Source organism: Stenotrophomonas maltophilia group sp. Smal13, from assembly GCF_030236855.1.
In the GTDB taxonomy this organism is placed as follows: Bacteria; Pseudomonadota; Gammaproteobacteria; order Xanthomonadales; family Xanthomonadaceae; genus Stenotrophomonas; species Stenotrophomonas maltophilia_A.
Genome location: NZ_JASJSQ010000033.1, coordinates 1 through 18,739, shown reverse-complemented (window position 1 = coordinate 18,739; position 18,739 = coordinate 1). Strand labels below are relative to the sequence as shown.

Sequence of the window (18,739 nt, the reverse complement as noted above, 5' to 3'; positions counted from 1 at the left end):
GGGGTTGCCGGCCAGCGGCCGGCACTACTGGTGCGTCAATGCGGTGCGGTAACGCTCGGCCAGCTGCCCGACCCGGCGCACGTAGTACTGGGTTTCGCTGTAGGGCGGTACGCCACCGTGGCGGTCGACCGCGCCTTCGCCAGCGTTGTAGCCAGCTGCGGCAAGGGTCAGATCGCCATTGAAGCGCTTCAACAACCACGCAAGATACTGTACGCCGCCGCGGATGTTCTGCCCGGCATCGTAGGAGTCACTGACACCGAAGCGCGCGGCGGTTGGCGGCATCAGCTGCATCAGGCCCTGCGCACCGGCACGGCTGAGCGCGGTCGGGTTGTAGGCCGACTCGGCATGGATGATGGCCCGCACCACCGCCTCTTCCACGCCGAACTCGCGCGCGGCCGAGCTGATCTCGCCCTGGAAAGCCGTGGTGTTCAGGCGCACCGTGCCGAAGTCCACGCGTGGATTGACCCCGCACGCGTAGCAGCGCTCCATGAAGCTGTAGCGGATGGTCCGCACCGGGCCGAGGTTGGCCACCTGGGTCGGGCGCGCACTGGTGTAGTGGCGCACGCCGTCCTTCATGAAGGAATAGACCTGGCCGCTGACCATGCGTCCGGCGCGCAGGGCGACCGGCTGTGCTGGAGCAGCTGCGGGTGCGGATGCGGGTACGGACGCAGGTGCGACCGTTGCCGGCGTTGCGGCGCTGGCGGCAACGGCCACCGGATTGCGTTCAATGCTGGCCACCGCGGTCGGCGTCGGCCTTGGCGCGGCCACCACCGGGCGCGGCGCCGGACGGGTGTCGCGGCTGTAGCTGATGGTGCTGCAGCGCGCACCGGCCACCCGCTTGCTCACATAACTGGTGACGCCGTCAGGGCCCTGGCACTTGTACAGGGTTCCGGCGCTGGCCGGCGCAGCGGTCAGCGCAGCGATGATGATCGCCGTTGTCCCCAGTATCCCCTTCATGGCGGCGAGTGTCCCAGCTTCGTCGGGGCTTGCCAAGCGATGTGGCTCAGCCTGTGACCGGCGGCACAGCCAGCACCTGGCCCAGCCCGGCCAGGCGCTGGGCCAGTTCGTCGCGCAGGCCTGGCGGCGTGGTCCACAGCGCCACCGGCACGCGGTCCAGGCTCAGGATCTGCGCCAGCATCATGCCCCGGCTCTCAGCACCCATGCGCAGCAGGCAGTGCTCGGCGCCGTCCGCCTCCAGCACCCCGCACCAGGGCGGAATGCGCCCTTCCAGCTCGGCGCGGCTGCCGGCCAGGCGCAGGATCGCCTGCAGCGCGAACGGGGCCTGGCTGACTGCCTGCCGCACCATTACATCCGGCGGTGCCGGGGTGCGTCGGTGCATGCCCGGCTCGGAGCACTCACGCACCGCGCCCATCCGGTCCACGCGCAGGGTGCGCCAGTCCTGCCGGCCCAGATCCCAGGCCAGCAGGTACCAGCGCCGCCCGTAGTTGACCAGGTGCTGGGCCTCGACCTCGCGCTGGGTGACGGCCTCCTGTGCGCTGCGGTATTCGAAGGCCAGCCGTGACGCCTGCCGGCAGTACTGAGCCAGCCGCCCGAGCACGCGCGCATCGGTGGACGGAAGATCAGACAGGGTGGCCGTCGCTGCATGCACCTCGCCGGCCTGCTGGCGACGACGGGTCGGCACCAGCGGGTCGAGCTTGGACAACAGGCCGCGTGCGGTGTCGTCGATGCCGGCGACGGTCGCCGAGGCCGCGCGCAGGGCGATGGCCAGGGTGGTCGCCTCCTCCTCGTCCAGCAGCATCGGCAGCACCGGCGCCCCTGCCCCCAGCTGGTAGCCGCCGCCAACCCCGGACGAGGCCTGGACCGGATAGCCCAGTTCGCGCAGGCGCTCGATGTCACGGCGGATGCTGCGCCGGTCCACGCCCATGCGCTCGGCCAACTCGGCCCCGGACCACTGGCGACGGGCCTGCAGCAGGGCGATCAGGCGCAACAGTCGATGGGCGGTATGGCGCATGAAGGATCGAGGACAGAAGTCGTCCGCAATAGTGCCCCAGGATGAGCTCCAGTTCACCACCCACCGGAAGGAGCAATGCCATGACATCCCGCCAGATCACCCTGTACCACGCCGCCCGTTCACGCTCGAGCGGCGCCGTGGCCCTGCTCGAAGCGCTGGGTGCCGACTACCGCATGCAGGTGCTGGACCTGAAGGCCGGCGCCAACCTGGCCCCGGCCTATCTGGCCATCAACCCGATGGGCAAGGTGCCGGCCATCGTCCACAACGGCGCGCTGGTGACCGAGCAGGTAGCCATTTATCTGTACCTGGCCGACCTGTATCCGGAAGCTGGGCTGGCCCCGCCGATCGGCGACGCCCTGCGCGGCCCCTACCTGCGCTGGATGGCCTTCTACGGCGCCTGTTTCGAGCCGGCGATGATCGACAAGGCGATGCATCGCGAGCCGCCGCCGCGCCTGATGTCGCCCTACAACGACGCGGAGACGGTGCTGCAGGTGATCGAAGCCCAGCTGGCACAGGGGCCGTACCTGCTCGGCGAGACGATGAGCGCCGCCGACGTGCTGTGGGGCAATGCGCTGGCCTGGACCACCGCCTTTGGCCTGGTGCAGCCGGCGCCGGCAACGGCTGATTACATTGCACGGATGAGTGCGATGACCGCTTTCGACCGTTCGCGGCAGATCGATGCGGAGCTGGCAGCGGCCTGAGGCATGCCGACGGGCGCGGCCGGGCGCTACCGGGGGGGGGGCGGACCCGGAATTCCAGTAGATCCACGCCATGCGTGGATGACCCGCCCGCCGTGCCTGCGGGACGGAAAGCAGCCAGGCATGGCCTGGCTCTACTGGGCCGGCGCACGCGCTGGGATGCGGGTAGAATTGCCCGCTTTCCCGCCACCCGAATGGATTAAGCGCCATGACCGGGACGCCAGACGTCTTTCCGCCCGCCACGCCGGGCGGTACCCCGCTCGTTGCCCTGCCCACCGGTCCGCGCAAGCCCGACCAGGTGAAAGGCAAGCTGTACATCAAGACCCACGGTTGCCAGATGAACGAGTACGACTCGGCCAAGATGGCCGACGTGCTTGCCGCCAGCGATGGGCTGGAACTGACCGACAGCCCGGACGACGCCGACGTCATCCTGGTCAATACCTGCTCCATCCGCGAGAAAGCGCAGGAGAAGGTATTCAGCCAGCTGGGCGTATGGAAGGGCCTGAAGAACAAGGGCCGCGAGGTCATCATCGGCGTGGGCGGCTGCGTCGCTTCGCAGGAAGGCGAGGCAATCATCAAGCGCGCGCCGTTCGTCGACCTGGTGTTCGGCCCGCAGACCCTGCACCGCCTGCCGGAACTGATCCGTGCACGGCGCGAGCAGAAGCGCCCGCAGGTGGACATCAGCTTCCCCGAGATCGAGAAGTTCGACCGCCTGCCGGAACCGCGCGCCGAAGGCGCTTCGGCCTTCGTCTCGATCATGGAAGGCTGTTCCAAGTACTGCTCGTTCTGCGTGGTGCCCTACACCCGCGGTACCGAAGTCAGCCGCCCGTTCGAGGACGTGGTGGTGGAGGTGGCGCAGCTGGCTGCACAGGGCGTGCGTGAGATCAACCTGCTCGGCCAGAACGTCAATGCCTACCGCGGCCCGTATGGCGACGGCGAGTTCGCCGACCTCGGCCTGCTGATCCGCACCATCGCCGAGATCGACGGCGTCGGCCGCATCCGCTTCACCACCTCGCACCCGCTGGAGTTCAGCGATTCGCTGATCGACGCGTTCCGCGACGTGCCGCAGCTGGCCAACTTCCTGCACCTGCCGGTGCAGGCCGGCAGCGACCGCGTACTGTCGGCGATGAAGCGCGGCTACACCGCACTGGAATTCAAGTCGAAGATCCGCAAGCTGCGCGCGGTGCGCCCGGACATCTCGATCAGCTCGGACTTCATCGTCGGCTTCCCCGGCGAGACCGATGCCGATTTCGAGAAGACCATGAAGCTGATCGAGGACATCGGCTTCGACCACAGCTTCTCCTTCATCTATTCGCGTCGCCCGGGTACACCGGCTGCGGATCTGGAGGACACGATCAGCGATGCCGAGAAGCACGCGCGCCTGTCGCGCCTGCAGGAACGCATCAATGCGCACGCTGCCGGCATTTCCGAGAAGATGGTCGGTACCGTGCAGACGGTGCTGGTGGAAGGGCCCTCGCGGAAGAACCCGAACGAACTGACCGGCAAAACCGAGAACATGCGTTCGGTGAATTTCCCGGCGCCGGCACGATTGATCGGCCAGTTCGTGGACGTGGTGATCACCGAAGCGCTGACCAATTCGCTGCGCGCGCGGGTGGTGGCGGAATAAGGTTAGGGTGTGCCGACCAACGGTCGGCACCCACCGGAGTTGATGCCGGCCAGCAGCCGGCACTACCGGATGGCATTCCCTAATCCAGGCGCTTGCGGAAACGCAGGATCGCCAGGGTCATCATCACCACGATGAAGGCCAGCAGCGCCAGCGCATCGTGCCACAGCTCCCACAGCGAGGCGCCGCGCAGCATGATGCCGCGCACCAGGCGCAGGAAGTGGGTCAGCGGCAACACCTCGGCCAGCCACTGCACCGGCCGCGGCATGCCGGCGAACGGGAACATGAAGCCCGACAACAGGATCGACGGCAGGAACAGGAACAGCGTCATCTGCATCGCCTGGAACTGCGAGCGCGCGCGCGTGGAGATCAGCAGGCCCAGCGCCAGGTTGGCCAGCACCAGCAGCACCGCGGCCAGATAGATGTCCAGCAGGCTGCCGCGGATCGGCACCTGGAACAGCCAGGTGCCCAGCACCAATACCAGCGTGGTCTGCAGCAGACCGATAGCCGCATAGGGCAGCACCTTGCCGACCATCAGTTCGCTGCGCGACACCGGTGTGGCGATCAGCAGTTCCATGTTGCCGCGCTCGCGTTCGCGCACCACCGCTACGGCCGTGAACATCACCAGGGTCATGGTCAGGATCACCCCGATCAGGCCCGGCACGATGTTCACCGCCGAACGCCGCTGCGGGTTGTAGAAGCTGGTCACGCTGATCGGACCACCAGCGATGCTGCCTTCGCGCAGCGGCCGCGTGTTGCTGGTCGGACGCGTATCCAGCGGCACCTGTGCCAGCTGGATCGCTGCGCTCTGCACCACGGTGTCGCTGCCGTCGACCAGCACCTGTACCGCTTCGCGTCCATCGAAGCGACGACGCTCAAAGTCGGCCGGCACCACGATACCGACACTGATTTCGCCACGGCGCAGCGCCTGCATCAGCTGATCGGGCGTATAGGCTTCGCTGCGCGGCGTGATCACGCCGGTGGCAACCATGTCCTGCACCAGCGCGCGTGACGCCGCACTGTTGGCCTGGTCGGCGACACCGGCGTTGAGATGGCGCAGGTTGAGATTGATCGCGTAGCCGAACAGCAGCAGCTGCATCACCGGAATGCCGACGATCATCGCCAGCGTGATGCGGTCGCGGCGCAGCTGCCGCAGCTCCTTGAGCATGATCGCCCACAGGCGGCGCAGGTTCATGCCGCCGGCTCCCGGCCACGGCCGCGGGTGGCCGCCACGAACACGTCTTCCAGGTTCGGTGCCACCGCCTCGATGCGGGCCTGCGGATCGGCACCGGCCAGTGCACGGCGCAGCTCGGCAACATCTGCCATCTCCTCACTGCACAGCACGCGCAGCTGAGTGCCGATCTGCGCCACGCTCAGCACGCCAGGCAATGCGGCCAGCGCGCGGCTGGCCTGACGCGGTTGCACTGACGTGACCTGCAACGTGCGGCCTTGCAGCTGTGCACACAGTTCGTCCGGCGTGCCGTCGGCCACCAGTGCGCCACGATCGAGAATCGCCAGCCGGTGGCAGCGCTCGGCCTCGTCCATGTAATGGGTTGAAACCAGAACGGTGGTACCGGCGTCGGCCAGCTCGAACAAGGCCTCCCAGAAATCGCGGCGCGATTCCGGATCGACCGCACTGGTCGGCTCGTCCAGGAACAGCAGTTCCGGCCCATGTATCACCGCACCGGCCAGCGCCAGGCGCTGCTTCTGCCCACCACTGAGGGTGCCAGCCAGTTGTGGCTGGCGGTCCTGCAGCCGGTATTGCTGCAGCAGTTCGTCGACCCTCTGCCGGGCCTGTGCGCGCGGCAGGTCCTGGATGGCGGCGAGGAACTCCAAGTTCTCGCGCACCGACAGATCTTCATACAACGAGAAGCGCTGGGTCATGTAGCCGATGCGTCGGCGCAGCGCTTCGGCCTGCTCGGGAACCGCCAACCCCAGCACCTCGATCTGCCCTGCGCTGGGTTCCAGCAGGCCGCACAGCATGCGGATGGTGGTCGACTTGCCAGACCCGTTAGGGCCCAGAAAACCGTATACCTGTCCGCGCGGTACGGTCAGGTCGACGTTGTCCACGGCCAGCAGCTCGCCGAAGCGGCGGGTCAGGCCCTGCGCATGCACCGCGATGTCCGCACCGGTGTTCAGAAGCGCACCTGTACCGGAAGACCCGCTGGCAGTTTCTGCATGTCGCTGTTCCCGTCCACTTCAATCTCGGCCAGATAGCTCAGCCGTTCGACGTCATCGCCGGTCAGTGCGTAGTACGGCGTGAACGATGGTTCGCTACGGATCGCACGTACATGCCCCTTCAGCACGGTGTTGCCGCCTTCCAGCTGTATCTGCGCGGCCTGCCCGACCTTGACCTGCAGACGCAGCGGTTGCGGCAGGTAGACGCGCGCATAGGGGCGCTCGCCGACCAGCATCACTGCCAGCGGCGCACCGATCGGTGCCTGGTCACCCTGCCGGTAGGGCAATGCATCGACTACCCCGTCGCGCGGTGCACGCAACTGCAGCTTCTGCAGGTTCACGCTCTGTACCACCTGCTGTGCCCGTGCGGCATCGACGGCCGCCTGGCCCTGGGCGATATCCTGCACACGGCTGCCGTGCACCCGCTCCAGCCAGGCCTGCTCGGCAGCACGCACGCTGGCTTCGGCATTGCCGGCGGCGGCGCGTGCTCGATCCAGTTCAGCGGCGGCGATCAGGCGCTGCTGCGCCAACGGCTGGACCCGTCGGTAATAGGCACTTGCTTCGGCAGCCTGTGCGCGCAACGCGGCCAGTTGTGCCTGGGCCTGAGCGATCTGCTCCTGGCGTGGGCCGATCTGCAGTTCTTCCAGCTGCGCCTGCGCACGCGCCGTATCAGCCTGCGCTGCGGCGAACTGCGCGCCTCCCCGCGCCGGGTCCAGCTGCATCAGCACGGCCCCGGCCTTGACCTGCTGGCCCTCGCGCACCTCCACCGTGGCGATCACTTCGGCCGCCGGTGCCGGCACCGTGATCCGGTCCCACTCCAGCGTGCCCAGCGCAGTCGGCGTTGACTGCCCACACCCCACCAGCAGGCCGATGCCCGCCAGTCCGATTCCACGCATCCCGTTGCCGATGCCCATGCCATCCCCTCCTGCGACGGCGACACGGTGCCATGTGCCCCGTGCACCCTCAATGATTCCAATCAGCCCTGACGGTTTTTTCACCACGCGTGGGCAAGCCTTTTGCTGCAAGGCTCCGCACCACCTATCCACAGGTTGATTCGGCATCATTCCACAACCGTTGTGGAAATCCGGCAGGACCCGGCGCTGTTGCTCGCCGGGCAACGAAACCTGCACTGCCATCACGATGAATGCCCCCCGCGCAGGCCACCCGTGGCAGTGCTGCCGTAGCGACCGGCGACCATGACGCTTTTTTCACCAGGACCTCATGGGCCTTGTGGCACAAGCAGTGCGAAGGTCTATCCACAGGTTTCCGCGTGCCCCGTCCACACCGGGTGTGGAAAACGCTGTATCGACCGTCTGCTGGCCGTGTGCCCCGCACGCGCGCTACCCTTGTCCTCCCTGAATACACTGCGGTGGAAGGCGTCCGCCCCACCCCAAGCAATGAAAAGCATCGATCATCGAGACTTCACCCTGTCGCCGGAAGACAACGAGCGACTGGCCAACCTGTGCGGCCCCTTCGACGGGCACCTGCGCCAGATCGAGCTGAAGCTCGGCGTGGAGATCGCAAATCGTGGCTTCGTGTTCCGCATCAGCGGCCCCAACGAAGCCATCGTCGAGGCGCAGAAGCTGGTTGAAGCGCTGTACGCCGAAGCCGGCGAAACGACCTTCGACAACCACGCCATCCACCTGCGCCTGGCGCAGGCCAATGTCGAGCAGATCGCCGAGCGTTCCTACGAAGCGCAGGAGGTTGCGATCAAGGTCAAGCGCGGCACGGTGCGCGGCCGCGGCGCCAACCAGGGCCGCTACCTCCACCAGATCGCCACCCACGACATCAACTTCGGCATCGGCCCCGCCGGCACCGGCAAGACCTTCCTGGCCGTGGCCAGCGCGGTCGAGGCCCTGAATGAATCGCGGGTGCAGCGCCTGATCCTGGTGCGCCCGGCGGTGGAGGCCGGCGAGAAGCTGGGCTTCCTGCCCGGCGACCTGAGCCAGAAGGTCGATCCCTACCTGCGACCGCTGTACGACGCCCTGTACGAGATGATGGGCGTGGAAAAGGTGGTCAAGCTGCTGGAGAAGAACGTCATCGAGATCGCGCCGCTGGCCTACATGCGCGGCCGCACGCTCAACGATGCGTTCGTGATCCTGGACGAAGCACAGAACACCACCATCGAGCAGATGAAGATGTTCCTGACCCGCCTGGGCTACGGCTCCACTGCGGTGGTCACCGGTGACCTGACCCAGACCGACCTGCCCAAGCACGTGAAGTCCGGCCTGCGCGACGCCATCGACGTGCTGCGTGAGGTCGAGGGCGTCAGCTTCACCTTCTTCGAATCCCGTGACGTGGTCCGCCACCCGCTGGTCGCGCGCATCGTGAGCGCGTACGACCGCCGCGACCTGCATCAGATCCAACCTGGAGCAACTCCATGACCCGTGGTCCCGTGCGATTGGACGTCGCCGTCAGCTATGCCCTGCCGCGCGCCGGCCTGCCGGCGGCAGTGAGCTTCCGCAAGTGGGTGGCCGCCGCGTTGAAGGGCCGCATCCGCGAGGCCGATCTGGCCATCCGCGTGGTCGATGCCAAGGAAGGACAGTCACTGAACCGCCATTACCGCGGCAAGGACTACGCCACCAACGTGCTCAGCTTCCCGGCCGAAGTGCCCGAAGGCCTGCCCAAGGGCGTCAAATTCCCGCTGCTGGGTGACCTGGTGATCTGTGCTCCGGTCGTGGCACGGGAGGCCGATGAACAGAGCAAGGCGCTCAATGCCCATTACGCGCATCTGACCGTGCACGGCGTGCTGCACCTGCTCGGCTGGGACCACGAGGACGACAAGGAAGCCGAGGCGATGGAGCAGCTGGAGCGGGAAATCCTGGCCGAACTGGGCATCGACGATCCATACGCGGGCGAGCGCTGAGCGGGCCACAGCCCGTCGCCAGGAACACGAGAGGAACAAGGATGACCTCGGGAAACAGCTCAATGATGTTTGTGATCGGCGCCACCTTGTTCGCCATGCTGCTGGTGCTGGGCGCGTATGCCTTGCGCCGCATCAGTGCCCGCGAACCCAGCGGCAGGCACTGGCTGCTGCGCAGCCTGGCCCTGCTCTCGCCCGTGTGCCTGCTGGCCGGGCTGGCGATCGGCATGATCGGCCCGCACCTCAGCGGACGGTTGGAACCGGCCCATCTCCCCGGTCTGCTTGAAACGTCGATGGTGCTGACGCTGGTGGGTGCACTGACCCTTCCGCTCCTGTGGCGGATGATCGTGCACCGCCGCCTGGGCCGCCCCGTGAACTCGCTCCCGTTCTTCCACGCCAGCCGTACCTCGCTGCTGGTGCTGTTCGTGCTGGCTGTGATCTACATGAAAGTGGCCAGGACCGCCGCAGCGGAACTGATGCCCTGGCTGACCAGCCCGGGCCTATGGCCGGCGGTGGCGCGCATCGCGGGGCAATCGATGCAGGTCGCCATGCTTGCGGTCGTGCTGACCCTCTCACTGATGGTCGTGCGGCGGGCGATGACTGGTTTCCTGCGCCTTCTCACCGGGCTGTTCAGGCGCTCGCCGGGGCTATGATGGCGGCCCTTCGCCTGCGGAAACCGACCGTGTCACTGCGCTGCTGCCTGCCCCTGCTCTGTGCCCTCGCCGCTCCCTCCGCCTTCGCCACCAGCCTGGACCTGCCGGCCCTGATCGAATGCCGCCAAGGCGTGGCCGAGCAGGCCGCGCTGGCGCCGCTGCTGGCCGATCCGCTGAAGGCCGTGGCCCAGGGCCTGCAACCGCTGCCGCAGGGCAACCAGTTCATGAGCGAGTTCCGGCTGGCCGGCCCGATCACCGTCTTCGGCCAACAGACCGAGCGGGTGGCGGTGGCCGGCGCCAGCATCATGGCGGTGCTCGACCAGGCCGACCCACGCCCGCTGGCCAAACGGCTGGAATTGGAGACCGGCTACGACCAGGACGGCAAGTTCATGGCCGGCCGCGAACTGGTCAGCCGCGACGTGACCGACCCGAAGACCGGCGAGGCCCAGATCGAGTCGATCATCCTCAGCGTCTCCACCGTGGCCTCCCACCCCGGCAAGACCCTGGCCGGCTGCACCTACAGCCTGGACCTGCCCGAGGAGGAGCCGGCCCCGGCCGCCCCCACCCCTGCCACCTGCAGTCACTGACAGGCCGTCACATCCTGCTAGACTTGGGTCAACGCCCGGCCTGCCGGGTGCCTTTTTTCCAGAGATGTCAGAAGACGACAGTAGTAGCTCCCCTGCGGAGCACAGTGAAAAGAAGCGCGGCTGGCTTGAACGCCTGACCTCCGCCTTCTCCGGCGAACCCCATACCCGCGACGAGCTGGTCGCTGTCCTGCACACCGCGCAGGAAGAGGGTCTGATCGCCGCCGATACCCTGAAGATGATGGAAGGCGCCATTTCGGTGGCCGAGCTGACCGTGGGAGACGTGATGATTTCGCGCTCGCAGATGGTCTCGCTGCCGGTTGAAGCGCCCTTCCTGGAACTGATGAAGCAGGTGGTCGAATCCGGCCATTCGCGCTTCCCGGTACACGGCGAGAACAAGGACGACATCCTTGGCATCCTGCTGGCCAAGGACCTGCTGCGCGGCGTGGTTGCCGACAACGGCCCGGCCAACGTGCGCGAGCTGCTGCGCCCGGCGGTGCTGATCCCGGAAGCGAAGAAGCTCAACGTGCTGCTGAAGGAATTCCGCCTGTCGCGCAACCACATGGCCATCGTGGTCGACGAGTACGGCGGTGTCGCCGGCCTGGTCACCATCGAGGACGTGCTGGAACAGATCGTCGGCGAGATCGACGATGAGCATGACGAGGCCGAGGATCCGTCCGCGCAGATCGCCATCCAGTCCGACGGCCAGTACGTGGTCGACGCGCTGACCCCGATCGGCGACTTCAACGAGCGCTTCGGCGCGACGTTCTCCGACGAGGACTACGACACCATCGGCGGCCTGGTCACCGAGGCCGTGGGCCATCTGCCGGAAGTCGGTGACGAGCTGGCGCTGGATCGCTTCATGTTCCGCGTGGCCCGCGCCGATGCGCGCCGGGTACAGGCCTTCCACGTGACCGTGCTGCCGCCGGACGCGCAGGACGACGCTTGAAGCGCCGCGGCCTGATCCTCATGGTGTGGCTGGCACTGTGCGTGCTGGCCATGGCCCTGCCGCTGGCCGCCTTCGCGCAGCCGGTCGCAGCCTCACCTGCCGTACCCGCGACCAACGCTGAAGCCCCTGCCCCGCGCATCGGCGTGGTGACCATGCAGCCGGGCACCGTGTTCTTCGAACGCTTCGGCCACGACGCCATCGTCGTGGTCGATCCGGTCAGCGGCGAGGCAACCTCGTACAACTTCGGCTACTTCGATCCGTCCGAGGACGATTTCATCAGCCGCTTCGCACGCGGCGACATGATGTATTACCTGGTGGCGCTGCCGTTGCAGCAGGACCTGTCGTACTACGACGAGACCGGCCGTGGCGCCAGCGTGCAGTGGCTGGACCTGCGCCCGGACCAGGCGCGTGCGCTGGCCGCCGACCTGGCCGAGCGGGCCAAGCCGGAAAACGCGCGCTACCACTACGATTACTACACCGCCAACTGCGCCACGATGGTGCGCGACACGGTGGACAAGGCACTGGGCGGCGGCCTGCAGTCACAGCTGTCGGGGCGCTCGCGCGGCAACACCTACCGCAGTGAATCGGTCCGCCTGGCGTCGCCGGCACCGTGGATGTGGCTGGGCTTCGATGTCGGCCTTGGGCCATTTGCCGACCAGCCGCTGTCGCGCTGGCAGGAAGCCTTCGTGCCGATGCGCCTGGCCGATGCGCTGCGCCAGGCACGCAACAGCGATGGCCGTCCGCTGGTGCAGTCCGAACAGGAACTGCTGCCGCATCGTATCGATCCGGAGCCGAAGGAATTCGCGCGCCGCTGGTGGCCGTGGCTGCTGCTCGGGCTGATCGTGGCCGGCGGCGTGCTGGCGCTGCGCAACCGCCCGCGCCTGCTGGCCGGGCTGGCCCTGCCGTTCTGGCTGCTGTGCGCCCTGTTTGGTGGCGTGCTGGTGTTCCTGTGGGGCTTCAGCATCCACTACGCCGCATGGGCCAACCGCAACCTGCTGTTGCTCTCGCCGCTGGCCGTGCTGCTGTTGCCGGGTGCAATCGCCCTGCTGCGCCGTCGCGTGCCAGGCCGCATGTTCAGGATCGTGTTGTGGCTGCTGGCGGTACAGGCGGTGGCCGCGCTGGTACTGCACTGGCTGAGCCTGCAGGCACAGTACAACGTGCAGTGGATCGTGCTGCTGCTGCCCGTCCACGTCGCGCTGGCATGGGTGCTGGGGCGTACTCCTCACTTGTCCAAAACACAGCCCTGACGCACGATGGCGGGCATGTCATTGCCCGCCTCTGCTGCCGCGCCCGCCTCGGCCAACCCCGCCTGCGTCATCAACTGCGTCCACTACGATGACGAGGGCAAACGCCACGACATCACCCTGGACGCCATCAGCGATGTCATTGCCAGTGGCAACGGCTTCGTCTGGGTCGGCCTGTACGACCCCAATGATGATGTGCTGTTGAAACTGCAGGAAGAGTTCTGCCTGCACGACCTGGCCATCGAGGATGCGCGCAACGCGCACCAGCGGCCCAAGGTCGAGACCTACGGCAATTCCATGTTCGTGGTGGTGACCACCGCGCAGATGGTCGACGAGCGCATCCAGTACGGCGAAACCCATGCCTTCCTCGGCCCGCGCTTCCTGGTGACGGTACGCCATGGCGCTTCGCTGTCCTATGCCCCGGTGCGTGCGCGGGTGGAACGCGAGCCGCAGCTGCTGAAGATGGGCCCGTCGTACTGCCTGTACGCGGTGACCGACTTCGTGGTCGACAACTACCTGCCCATCGTGCACCGCTTCCGCGACACCCTGGAGCTGCTGGAGAAGGACATCTTCGCCGACACCTACAAGCGCAGCACGGTGGTGCGGCTGTACGAGCTCAAGCGCGAGCTGAACAAGATGCGGATGGCGGTGGCGCCGCTGCAGGATGTGCTGGCGCAGCTGCGCCGCTACCAGGGCGAGCTGATCCCCGACGAAGTGAAGCTGTACATCCGCGACGTCCACGACCACGCAGTACGCATCAGCGATGTGATCGACACCCTGCGTGAGATGCTCGGCACCGCGCTGAGCGTGAACCTGTCGCTGGTGACGCTGGCGCAGGGCGAGACGGTCAAGCGGCTGGGTGCATGGGCCGCGCTGCTGGCGGCGCCGACGCTGATCACCAGCTGGTACGGCATGAACTTCAGCCACATGCCGGAGTTGAGCGAGCCGTGGTCGTACCCGCTGATGATCGTGGGCGTGGGCGGTGTGTGCGTGGGGCTGTACCGGTTGTTCAAGCGCGCGAAGTGGTTGTAGGGCGTATCGACCAACGGTCGATACCCACCAGGCACGGGGGGCGTCGATACCCACCAGGCACGTGGGCATCGATACCCACCAGGCACGTGGGCATCGATACCCACCAAACCGGTAGGCCACGACCGTGGGTCGTGGCGAATGACCCGCTTCTGGTAGTGCCGGCCGCTGGCCGGCAACCAGGCAATGCCGGCCAGCGGCCGGCACTACCGTTCGGAATCAAGCCACGTAGACGGTCTTGATGTTCATGAACTCATGGATGCCGTGGTCGGCCAGCTCCCGGCCGAAACCGGACTGTTTGCTGCCGCCGAACGGCAACCGTGCGTCGCTCTTGACGATGGCGTTGACGAACGCGGCACCGCATTCCATGCGCTGCGCGAAACGTTCGCCGCGCACCGGATCGCGCGTCCACACGCTGCCGCCCAGGCCGAAGCGGGTGTCGTTGGCCACGCGCAGTGCCTCGGCCTCGTCAGCGACACGGATCACCGCAGCCACCGGCCCGAACAGCTCCTCGTCGTAGGCCGGCATGCCCGGGCCGACCTGATCGAGCACGGTGGCCGGATAGCCGGCATGTGTACCCGCAATCGGCTCACCACCCAGCAGTACCCGCGCACCCTTGGCCACGCTGGCCTGCACCTGCTTGTGCAGTTCGTCACGCAGATCGGCACGGGCCATCGGCGCCAGCGTGGTACCGCGCTCGTCCGGATCACCGTACTGGCGCTCGCCCGCGGCTTCCACGAAGCGCCGGGTGAACTCATCGGCCACCGCCTCGACCACGATGAAGCGCTTGGCTGCGATGCAGGTCTGCCCGCTGTTATCGAAGCGCGACTTCACCGCCGCCGCCACGGTCTTGTCGAGGTCGGCATCGTCGAGCACCACGAAGGCATCGCTGCCACCCAGCTCCATCACCGACTTCTTCAGCTGGCTGCCCGCGTTGGACGCGATCGAGCGCCCTGCCCGCTCGCTGCCGGTCAGCGTCACCGCCTTCACCCGTGCGTCGCGCAGCACCTCGGCCGCCTGGTCGTTGTCGATGTGCAGTACATCGAACACGCCGTCAGGCAGGCCACCGTCACGGCATACCGCCAGGATCAGGTCGGCGCACTGCGGCACGTTGCTGGCGTGTTTGAGCAGGGCCACGTTGCCTGCCATGAACGCCGGGGCGAGGAAACGAAACACCTGCCAGATCGGGAAATTCCACGGCATCACCGCGAACACGCAGCCGATCGGCTCGTAGCGCACATAGCTGCGCTGGGCTTCGGTGTCGATCAGCTGCGGCTTGAGGTAGTCGGCAGCATGGTCGGCGTAGTACTCGCAGGCCGCCGCGCACTTGTCGACCTCGGCCAGCGCTTCGGCCTTGAGCTTGCCCATCTCATGGGTCATCGCCTGCTGCAGATCGTCACGGCGCGCGCGTAGTTGCGCGGCGATCCGGCGCAGGATGGCACCGCGATCCTGCAACGAGTGATCAGCCCAGCCGGGGAAGGCATCGGCTGCGGCCTGCAGGCGTTGCTCGATGTCGGCAGCACCCATCAGTTCATGGCAGTAGGTCACCTGGCCGGTGGCCGGGTCGACAATCTCGACGGTCATGCGGGGTCTCCATCTGGTAGACCCCCATTGTGCGCCGCCGGCCGTGAGCCAGATGTTGCCGACGCTGTCGACAAACCGTGTGCTCAGCCGTTGTCCTGGCGTGCCAGCTGCAGGTCGCGCTGGCGCCGTTTCTCGGCACGCGCGTTGATGTACCAGCCGATCACGGCGGCGATCGATACCGCCGACACCAGCAGCGTGGCCAGTGCATTGATCTTCGGGCTGATGCCCATGCGCACCGAGGCGAACACCTTCATCGGCAGCGTGGTCGAGCCCGGCGTGGCGACGAAGCTGGCCACCACCACGTCATCCAGCGACAGGGTGAACGCCAGCAGCCAACCGGCCACCAGCGCCGGCGCGATGATCGGCAGGGTGATGCGCCCGAACACGGTCAGCCGGCTCGCGCCCAGGTCCATCGCCGCTTCCTCCAGCGACAGGTCCATTTCCTGCAGGCGCGAGGACACCACCACGGTGACGAAGCACAGGGTGAAGGTGACGTGGGCGATCCAGATGGTGGTCAGGCCACGCGCCGGGAAGCCGGGAATCGCACCCATCGAGGCCAGCAGCGCCATCAGCGAGAAGCCGAGGATCACATCCGGCATCACCAGCGGCGCGGTCACCAGTGCGCCGAACAGCGGCTTGCCACGGAAGCGCTTGAAGCGCGTCATCACCATCGCCGCCAGCGTGCCCAGCACGGTGGCGGTACAGGCGGTCCAGAACGCCACCACCAGGCTGGTCCACATCGCATCCATCAGCGCGCGGTCGGCGAACAGGTCGCTGTAGGCGCGGGTGGAGAACCCGGCCCAGACCATCGCCAACCGCGAGCTGTTGAACGAATAGAACATCAACAACAGGATCGGCAGGTACAGGAAGGCGAAGCCGAGCAGCAGCACGCCCAGCCCGAGGCCCTTTGCGTTACGCGGGCTCATGCCTGCTTCCCTTCCAGCAGGCGCTGCTGGGAACGGTTGAACAGCAGGATCGGCACCAGCAGCAACAGGATCATCGCCACCGCCATCGCCGAGGCGCCCGGCCAGTTGCGGTTGTTGAAGAACTCGTTCCACAGCTGGCGGCCCACCATCAGCGTCTCCGAGCCACCCAGCATTTCCGGGATCACGAATTCACCAATGGCCGGAATCATCACCAGCATGCAGCCGGCGATGATGCCCGCCTTGGACAACGGCAGGGTGATGCGCAGGAACGCCTGCCACGGCTTGGCACCAAGGTCGTAGGCGGCTTCCAGCAGGCGGTGGTCATGCTTGACCAGATTGGCGTACAGCGGCAGCACCATGAACGGCAGATAGCAGTAGACGATGCCGATATAGGCGGCGGTCGGGGTGTCGATCAACTGCAGTTTCGGCAGGCCCATCGACGTCATCAGCGTCTGCAGGCCGGTGAACTGCAGGAACTGGTCGAGCAGGCCGTTGCGGTCCAGGATCGCCTTCCATGCATACACGCGGATCAGGAACGAGGTCCACGACGGCAGCACCACCAGCATCATCGCCACGTTGCGCGCGGCCGGCGACAGGCGGGCGATGGCGTAGGCCATCGGGTAGCCGATCAGCAGGGTCAGGAAGGTCGAGATCGCCGCGATCTTGATCGAGCTCAGGAACGCCTGCGCATAGATCGAATCGCGGAACAGCGCCAGGTAGTTTTCCAGGTTCAGCTTCAGCGAGAAGCCGCCATCGGCGTACTGCAGCAGCCAGGTGTACGGCGGCGAGCCGACCCGGCTGAGCGAGAAGCTGATCATCAGCACGATCAGGAACGGCACTGCGAAGAACAGCAGCAGCCACAGATACGGAATGCCGATCACCGTGGCACGCAGCCCCGGCAACCAGCGCTTCAGGCCGGCGACGCTCATGAGGTCAGCACCACGCCGTCGTTGTCGCGCCAGTGCACCCACACCTCGTCGCCCCAGGTGAGGCCATCACTGGCCCAGCGCTGCGAGTTGGCGAAGTTGGCCAGTACCTTGGCACCGCTGGGCAGGCGCACGTGGTACACCGAGTGGCTGCCGAAGTAGGCAATGTCCTCGATCACGCCCTGCGCCTTGTTGGTGTGCCCTTCCGGCTCGTCCTTGCCGATCATCACCTTCTCCGGGCGCAGCGCGAACGCGACCGGCTGCCCTTCATAGCCGGTGATGCCATGGGCGATGTAGATCGGCGCCGGGAACAGCGGCGAGCGCACGGTCACGTACTCGGGAAGGTCCTCGTCGATCACCCCGTCGAACAGGTTGACCGAACCGATGAACTCGGCGACGAAGCGGTTGGCCGGCTGCTCGTAGACCTCGTCCGGCTTGCCGACCTGCTGGATCCAGCCGGCATCCATCACCGCGATGCGGGTGGCCATGGTCATCGCTTCTTCCTGGTCGTGGGTGACCATCACGCAGGTCACACCCGACGATTCGATGATGCTGACCAGTTCCAGTTGCATCTGCGAGCGCAGTTTCTTGTCCAGCGCGCCCATCGGCTCGTCCAGCAACAGCAGCTTCGGCCCTTTGGCCAGCGACCGCGCCAGCGCCACGCGCTGCTGCTGGCCGCCGGACAGCTGGTGCGGCTTACGCTTGCCCAGGTGGCCCATCTGCACCAGGTCGAGCATCTCGCCGACGCGCTTGCTGATCGCGTCCTTACCCAGGCCATCCTGCTTCAGGCCGAAGGCAATGTTCTGCTCGACCGTCATGTGCGGGAACAGGGCATAGGACTGGAACATCATGTTGACCGGCCGCTGATACGGCGGCAGCGCGTCCAGACGCTGGCCGTCGAGGGTGATGCTGCCCTTGGTGGGCGTCTCGAAGCCGCCCAGGCAGCGCAGCAGGGTCGATTTGCCACTGCCGGAGCCACCGAGCAGGGCAAAGATCTCGCCCTTGCGCACGTCCAGATTGACGTCGTCAACGGCGACGAAACCGTCGAATTCCTTGCGCAGGTCACGAATGGAGAGATAGCCGGGCGCACCGGTCGTGTCGACGACGGTGGCTACCGGCTGGGCTTCAACGGGCATGGGGGCTCCGGGAGCGGGCGGTGGACAGCGGCCGCCATTCTAACGGCCGGGGGGCCCAGGGGATATGACGGCGGCAGGCGGAAGCGGCCGCTGGCCAGCCCCGGGGGCCCTGGGAGTGTCGGTTTTCCCCCGCCATGGTGGCCTGTCCGCGCAAAGGCCCGGGCTCCCCTGGACGCCCCTGCGGTCGTCCCGGCCAGACACCACAGGCGACGCCTCGATCTGCAACGTTTTTCAGAACCGGATCTGTTGAAGGCCCGGGGCATTCCCCGCGCAATGGCCCGGATCAAGCCCCTGCATGGACCCATCCTGGTGACTTCCCCGGACCGCCCCTCCCCTTTCCCGCCCCGAATGCCGGGCACCCTGCCTGCAACGC

At 66.9% G+C, this 18,739-nt stretch carries 18 protein-coding genes; 9 read left to right on the top strand and 9 right to left on the bottom strand.

Annotation, left to right across the window (positions count from 1 at the left end; all coding sequences use genetic code 11):
• Positions 1-24: 24 nt before the first annotated feature.
• Positions 25-957: a lytic transglycosylase domain-containing protein gene (locus tag QRO95_RS12690; RefSeq protein ID WP_285302719.1), complete on the bottom strand. Its 933-nt coding sequence runs from the start codon at positions 955-957 to the stop codon at positions 25-27.
• Between the two features lie 46 nt (positions 958-1,003).
• Positions 1,004-1,972 carry a YafY family protein gene (locus tag QRO95_RS12685; protein WP_285302718.1) on the bottom strand — a complete coding sequence of 323 codons (969 nt, stop codon included), beginning with the start codon at positions 1,970-1,972 and terminating at the stop codon, positions 1,004-1,006.
• An 80-nt stretch (positions 1,973-2,052) separates the two neighbouring features.
• Here QRO95_RS12685 and QRO95_RS12680 point away from each other — a divergent pair, with 80 nt between their 5' ends.
• A complete protein-coding gene (locus QRO95_RS12680; RefSeq protein ID WP_012510589.1) occupies positions 2,053-2,673 on the top strand; it encodes a glutathione S-transferase family protein in 621 nt (206 codons plus the stop codon).
• Positions 2,674-2,878: 205 nt separating this feature from the next.
• The gene (miaB, locus tag QRO95_RS12675; protein ID WP_049463570.1) at positions 2,879-4,297 is read left to right on the top strand and encodes a tRNA (N6-isopentenyl adenosine(37)-C2)-methylthiotransferase MiaB; all 1,419 of its coding nucleotides are present in this window, start codon (positions 2,879-2,881) and stop codon (positions 4,295-4,297) included.
• A 79-nt stretch (positions 4,298-4,376) separates the two neighbouring features.
• Here miaB and QRO95_RS12670 read toward each other — a convergent pair whose 3' ends face one another.
• Genes QRO95_RS12670 through QRO95_RS12660 form a run of 3 tightly spaced genes read right to left on the bottom strand, consistent with a single transcriptional unit; the run spans position 4,377 to position 7,386 of the window.
• Entirely contained in the window at positions 4,377-5,489 is a 1,113-nt protein-coding gene (locus QRO95_RS12670) for an ABC transporter permease (RefSeq protein WP_049399908.1), read from the bottom strand.
• On the bottom strand, positions 5,486-6,409 hold the full coding sequence (locus QRO95_RS12665) for an ABC transporter ATP-binding protein (RefSeq protein ID WP_285302717.1): 924 nt from the start codon (positions 6,407-6,409) through the stop codon (positions 5,486-5,488). The genes QRO95_RS12670 and QRO95_RS12665 overlap by 4 nt, the downstream gene beginning before the upstream one ends.
• Positions 6,410-6,429: 20 nt before the next feature.
• Positions 6,430-7,386 carry an HlyD family secretion protein gene (locus tag QRO95_RS12660; protein WP_285302716.1) on the bottom strand — a complete coding sequence of 319 codons (957 nt, stop codon included), beginning with the start codon at positions 7,384-7,386 and terminating at the stop codon, positions 6,430-6,432.
• A 483-nt stretch (positions 7,387-7,869) separates the two neighbouring features.
• On the opposite strand from QRO95_RS12660, the gene QRO95_RS12655 reads away from it, so the two are divergent.
• The 7 genes from QRO95_RS12655 (at position 7,870) to QRO95_RS12625 (ending at position 13,797) form a co-directional block, all read left to right on the top strand.
• On the top strand, positions 7,870-8,856 hold the full coding sequence (locus tag QRO95_RS12655; RefSeq protein ID WP_019337148.1) for a PhoH family protein: 987 nt from the start codon (positions 7,870-7,872) through the stop codon (positions 8,854-8,856).
• The gene (gene ybeY / locus QRO95_RS12650; RefSeq protein ID WP_049399905.1) at positions 8,853-9,338 is read left to right on the top strand and encodes an rRNA maturation RNase YbeY; all 486 of its coding nucleotides are present in this window, start codon (positions 8,853-8,855) and stop codon (positions 9,336-9,338) included. Before QRO95_RS12655 ends, ybeY begins: the two co-directional genes overlap by 4 nt.
• 41 nt (positions 9,339-9,379) lie before the next feature.
• Complete coding sequence (locus tag QRO95_RS12645) at positions 9,380-9,988, top strand: hypothetical protein (RefSeq protein WP_197655542.1); 609 nt, start codon at positions 9,380-9,382, stop codon at positions 9,986-9,988.
• Positions 9,988-10,575, top strand: a complete 588-nt coding sequence (locus QRO95_RS12640) for a hypothetical protein (RefSeq protein ID WP_285302715.1) — start codon at positions 9,988-9,990, stop codon at positions 10,573-10,575. Before QRO95_RS12645 ends, QRO95_RS12640 begins: the two co-directional genes overlap by 1 nt.
• 64 nt (positions 10,576-10,639) lie before the next feature.
• Entirely contained in the window at positions 10,640-11,521 is an 882-nt protein-coding gene (locus QRO95_RS12635; protein ID WP_005408827.1) for an HlyC/CorC family transporter, read from the top strand.
• Positions 11,518-12,768, top strand: a complete 1,251-nt coding sequence (locus tag QRO95_RS12630; RefSeq protein ID WP_182267536.1) for a DUF4105 domain-containing protein — start codon at positions 11,518-11,520, stop codon at positions 12,766-12,768. Before QRO95_RS12635 ends, QRO95_RS12630 begins: the two co-directional genes overlap by 4 nt.
• Positions 12,769-12,774: 6 nt before the next feature.
• Complete coding sequence (locus QRO95_RS12625) at positions 12,775-13,797, top strand: magnesium and cobalt transport protein CorA (protein ID WP_012510579.1); 1,023 nt, start codon at positions 12,775-12,777, stop codon at positions 13,795-13,797.
• A gap of 216 nt (positions 13,798-14,013) precedes the next feature.
• Here the strand turns inward: QRO95_RS12625 and QRO95_RS12620 are convergent, their stop codons facing one another.
• From QRO95_RS12620 to QRO95_RS12605, 4 genes are all read right to left on the bottom strand, one after another.
• Positions 14,014-15,378: an NAD-dependent succinate-semialdehyde dehydrogenase gene (locus QRO95_RS12620; protein ID WP_285302714.1), complete on the bottom strand. Its 1,365-nt coding sequence runs from the start codon at positions 15,376-15,378 to the stop codon at positions 14,014-14,016.
• 83 nt (positions 15,379-15,461) lie between these two features.
• Positions 15,462-16,304 (bottom strand): ABC transporter permease subunit, encoded by an 843-nt coding sequence (locus tag QRO95_RS12615; RefSeq protein ID WP_285302713.1) that lies wholly within the window; start codon positions 16,302-16,304, stop codon positions 15,462-15,464.
• Positions 16,301-17,233, bottom strand: coding sequence for an ABC transporter permease subunit (locus tag QRO95_RS12610; RefSeq protein WP_049399899.1), 933 nt, complete (start codon positions 17,231-17,233; stop codon positions 16,301-16,303). Before QRO95_RS12610 ends, QRO95_RS12615 begins: the two co-directional genes overlap by 4 nt.
• The gene (locus QRO95_RS12605; protein ID WP_032130239.1) at positions 17,230-18,366 is read right to left on the bottom strand and encodes an ABC transporter ATP-binding protein; all 1,137 of its coding nucleotides are present in this window, start codon (positions 18,364-18,366) and stop codon (positions 17,230-17,232) included. The genes QRO95_RS12610 and QRO95_RS12605 overlap by 4 nt, the downstream gene beginning before the upstream one ends.
• Positions 18,367-18,739 lie beyond the last annotated feature (373 nt).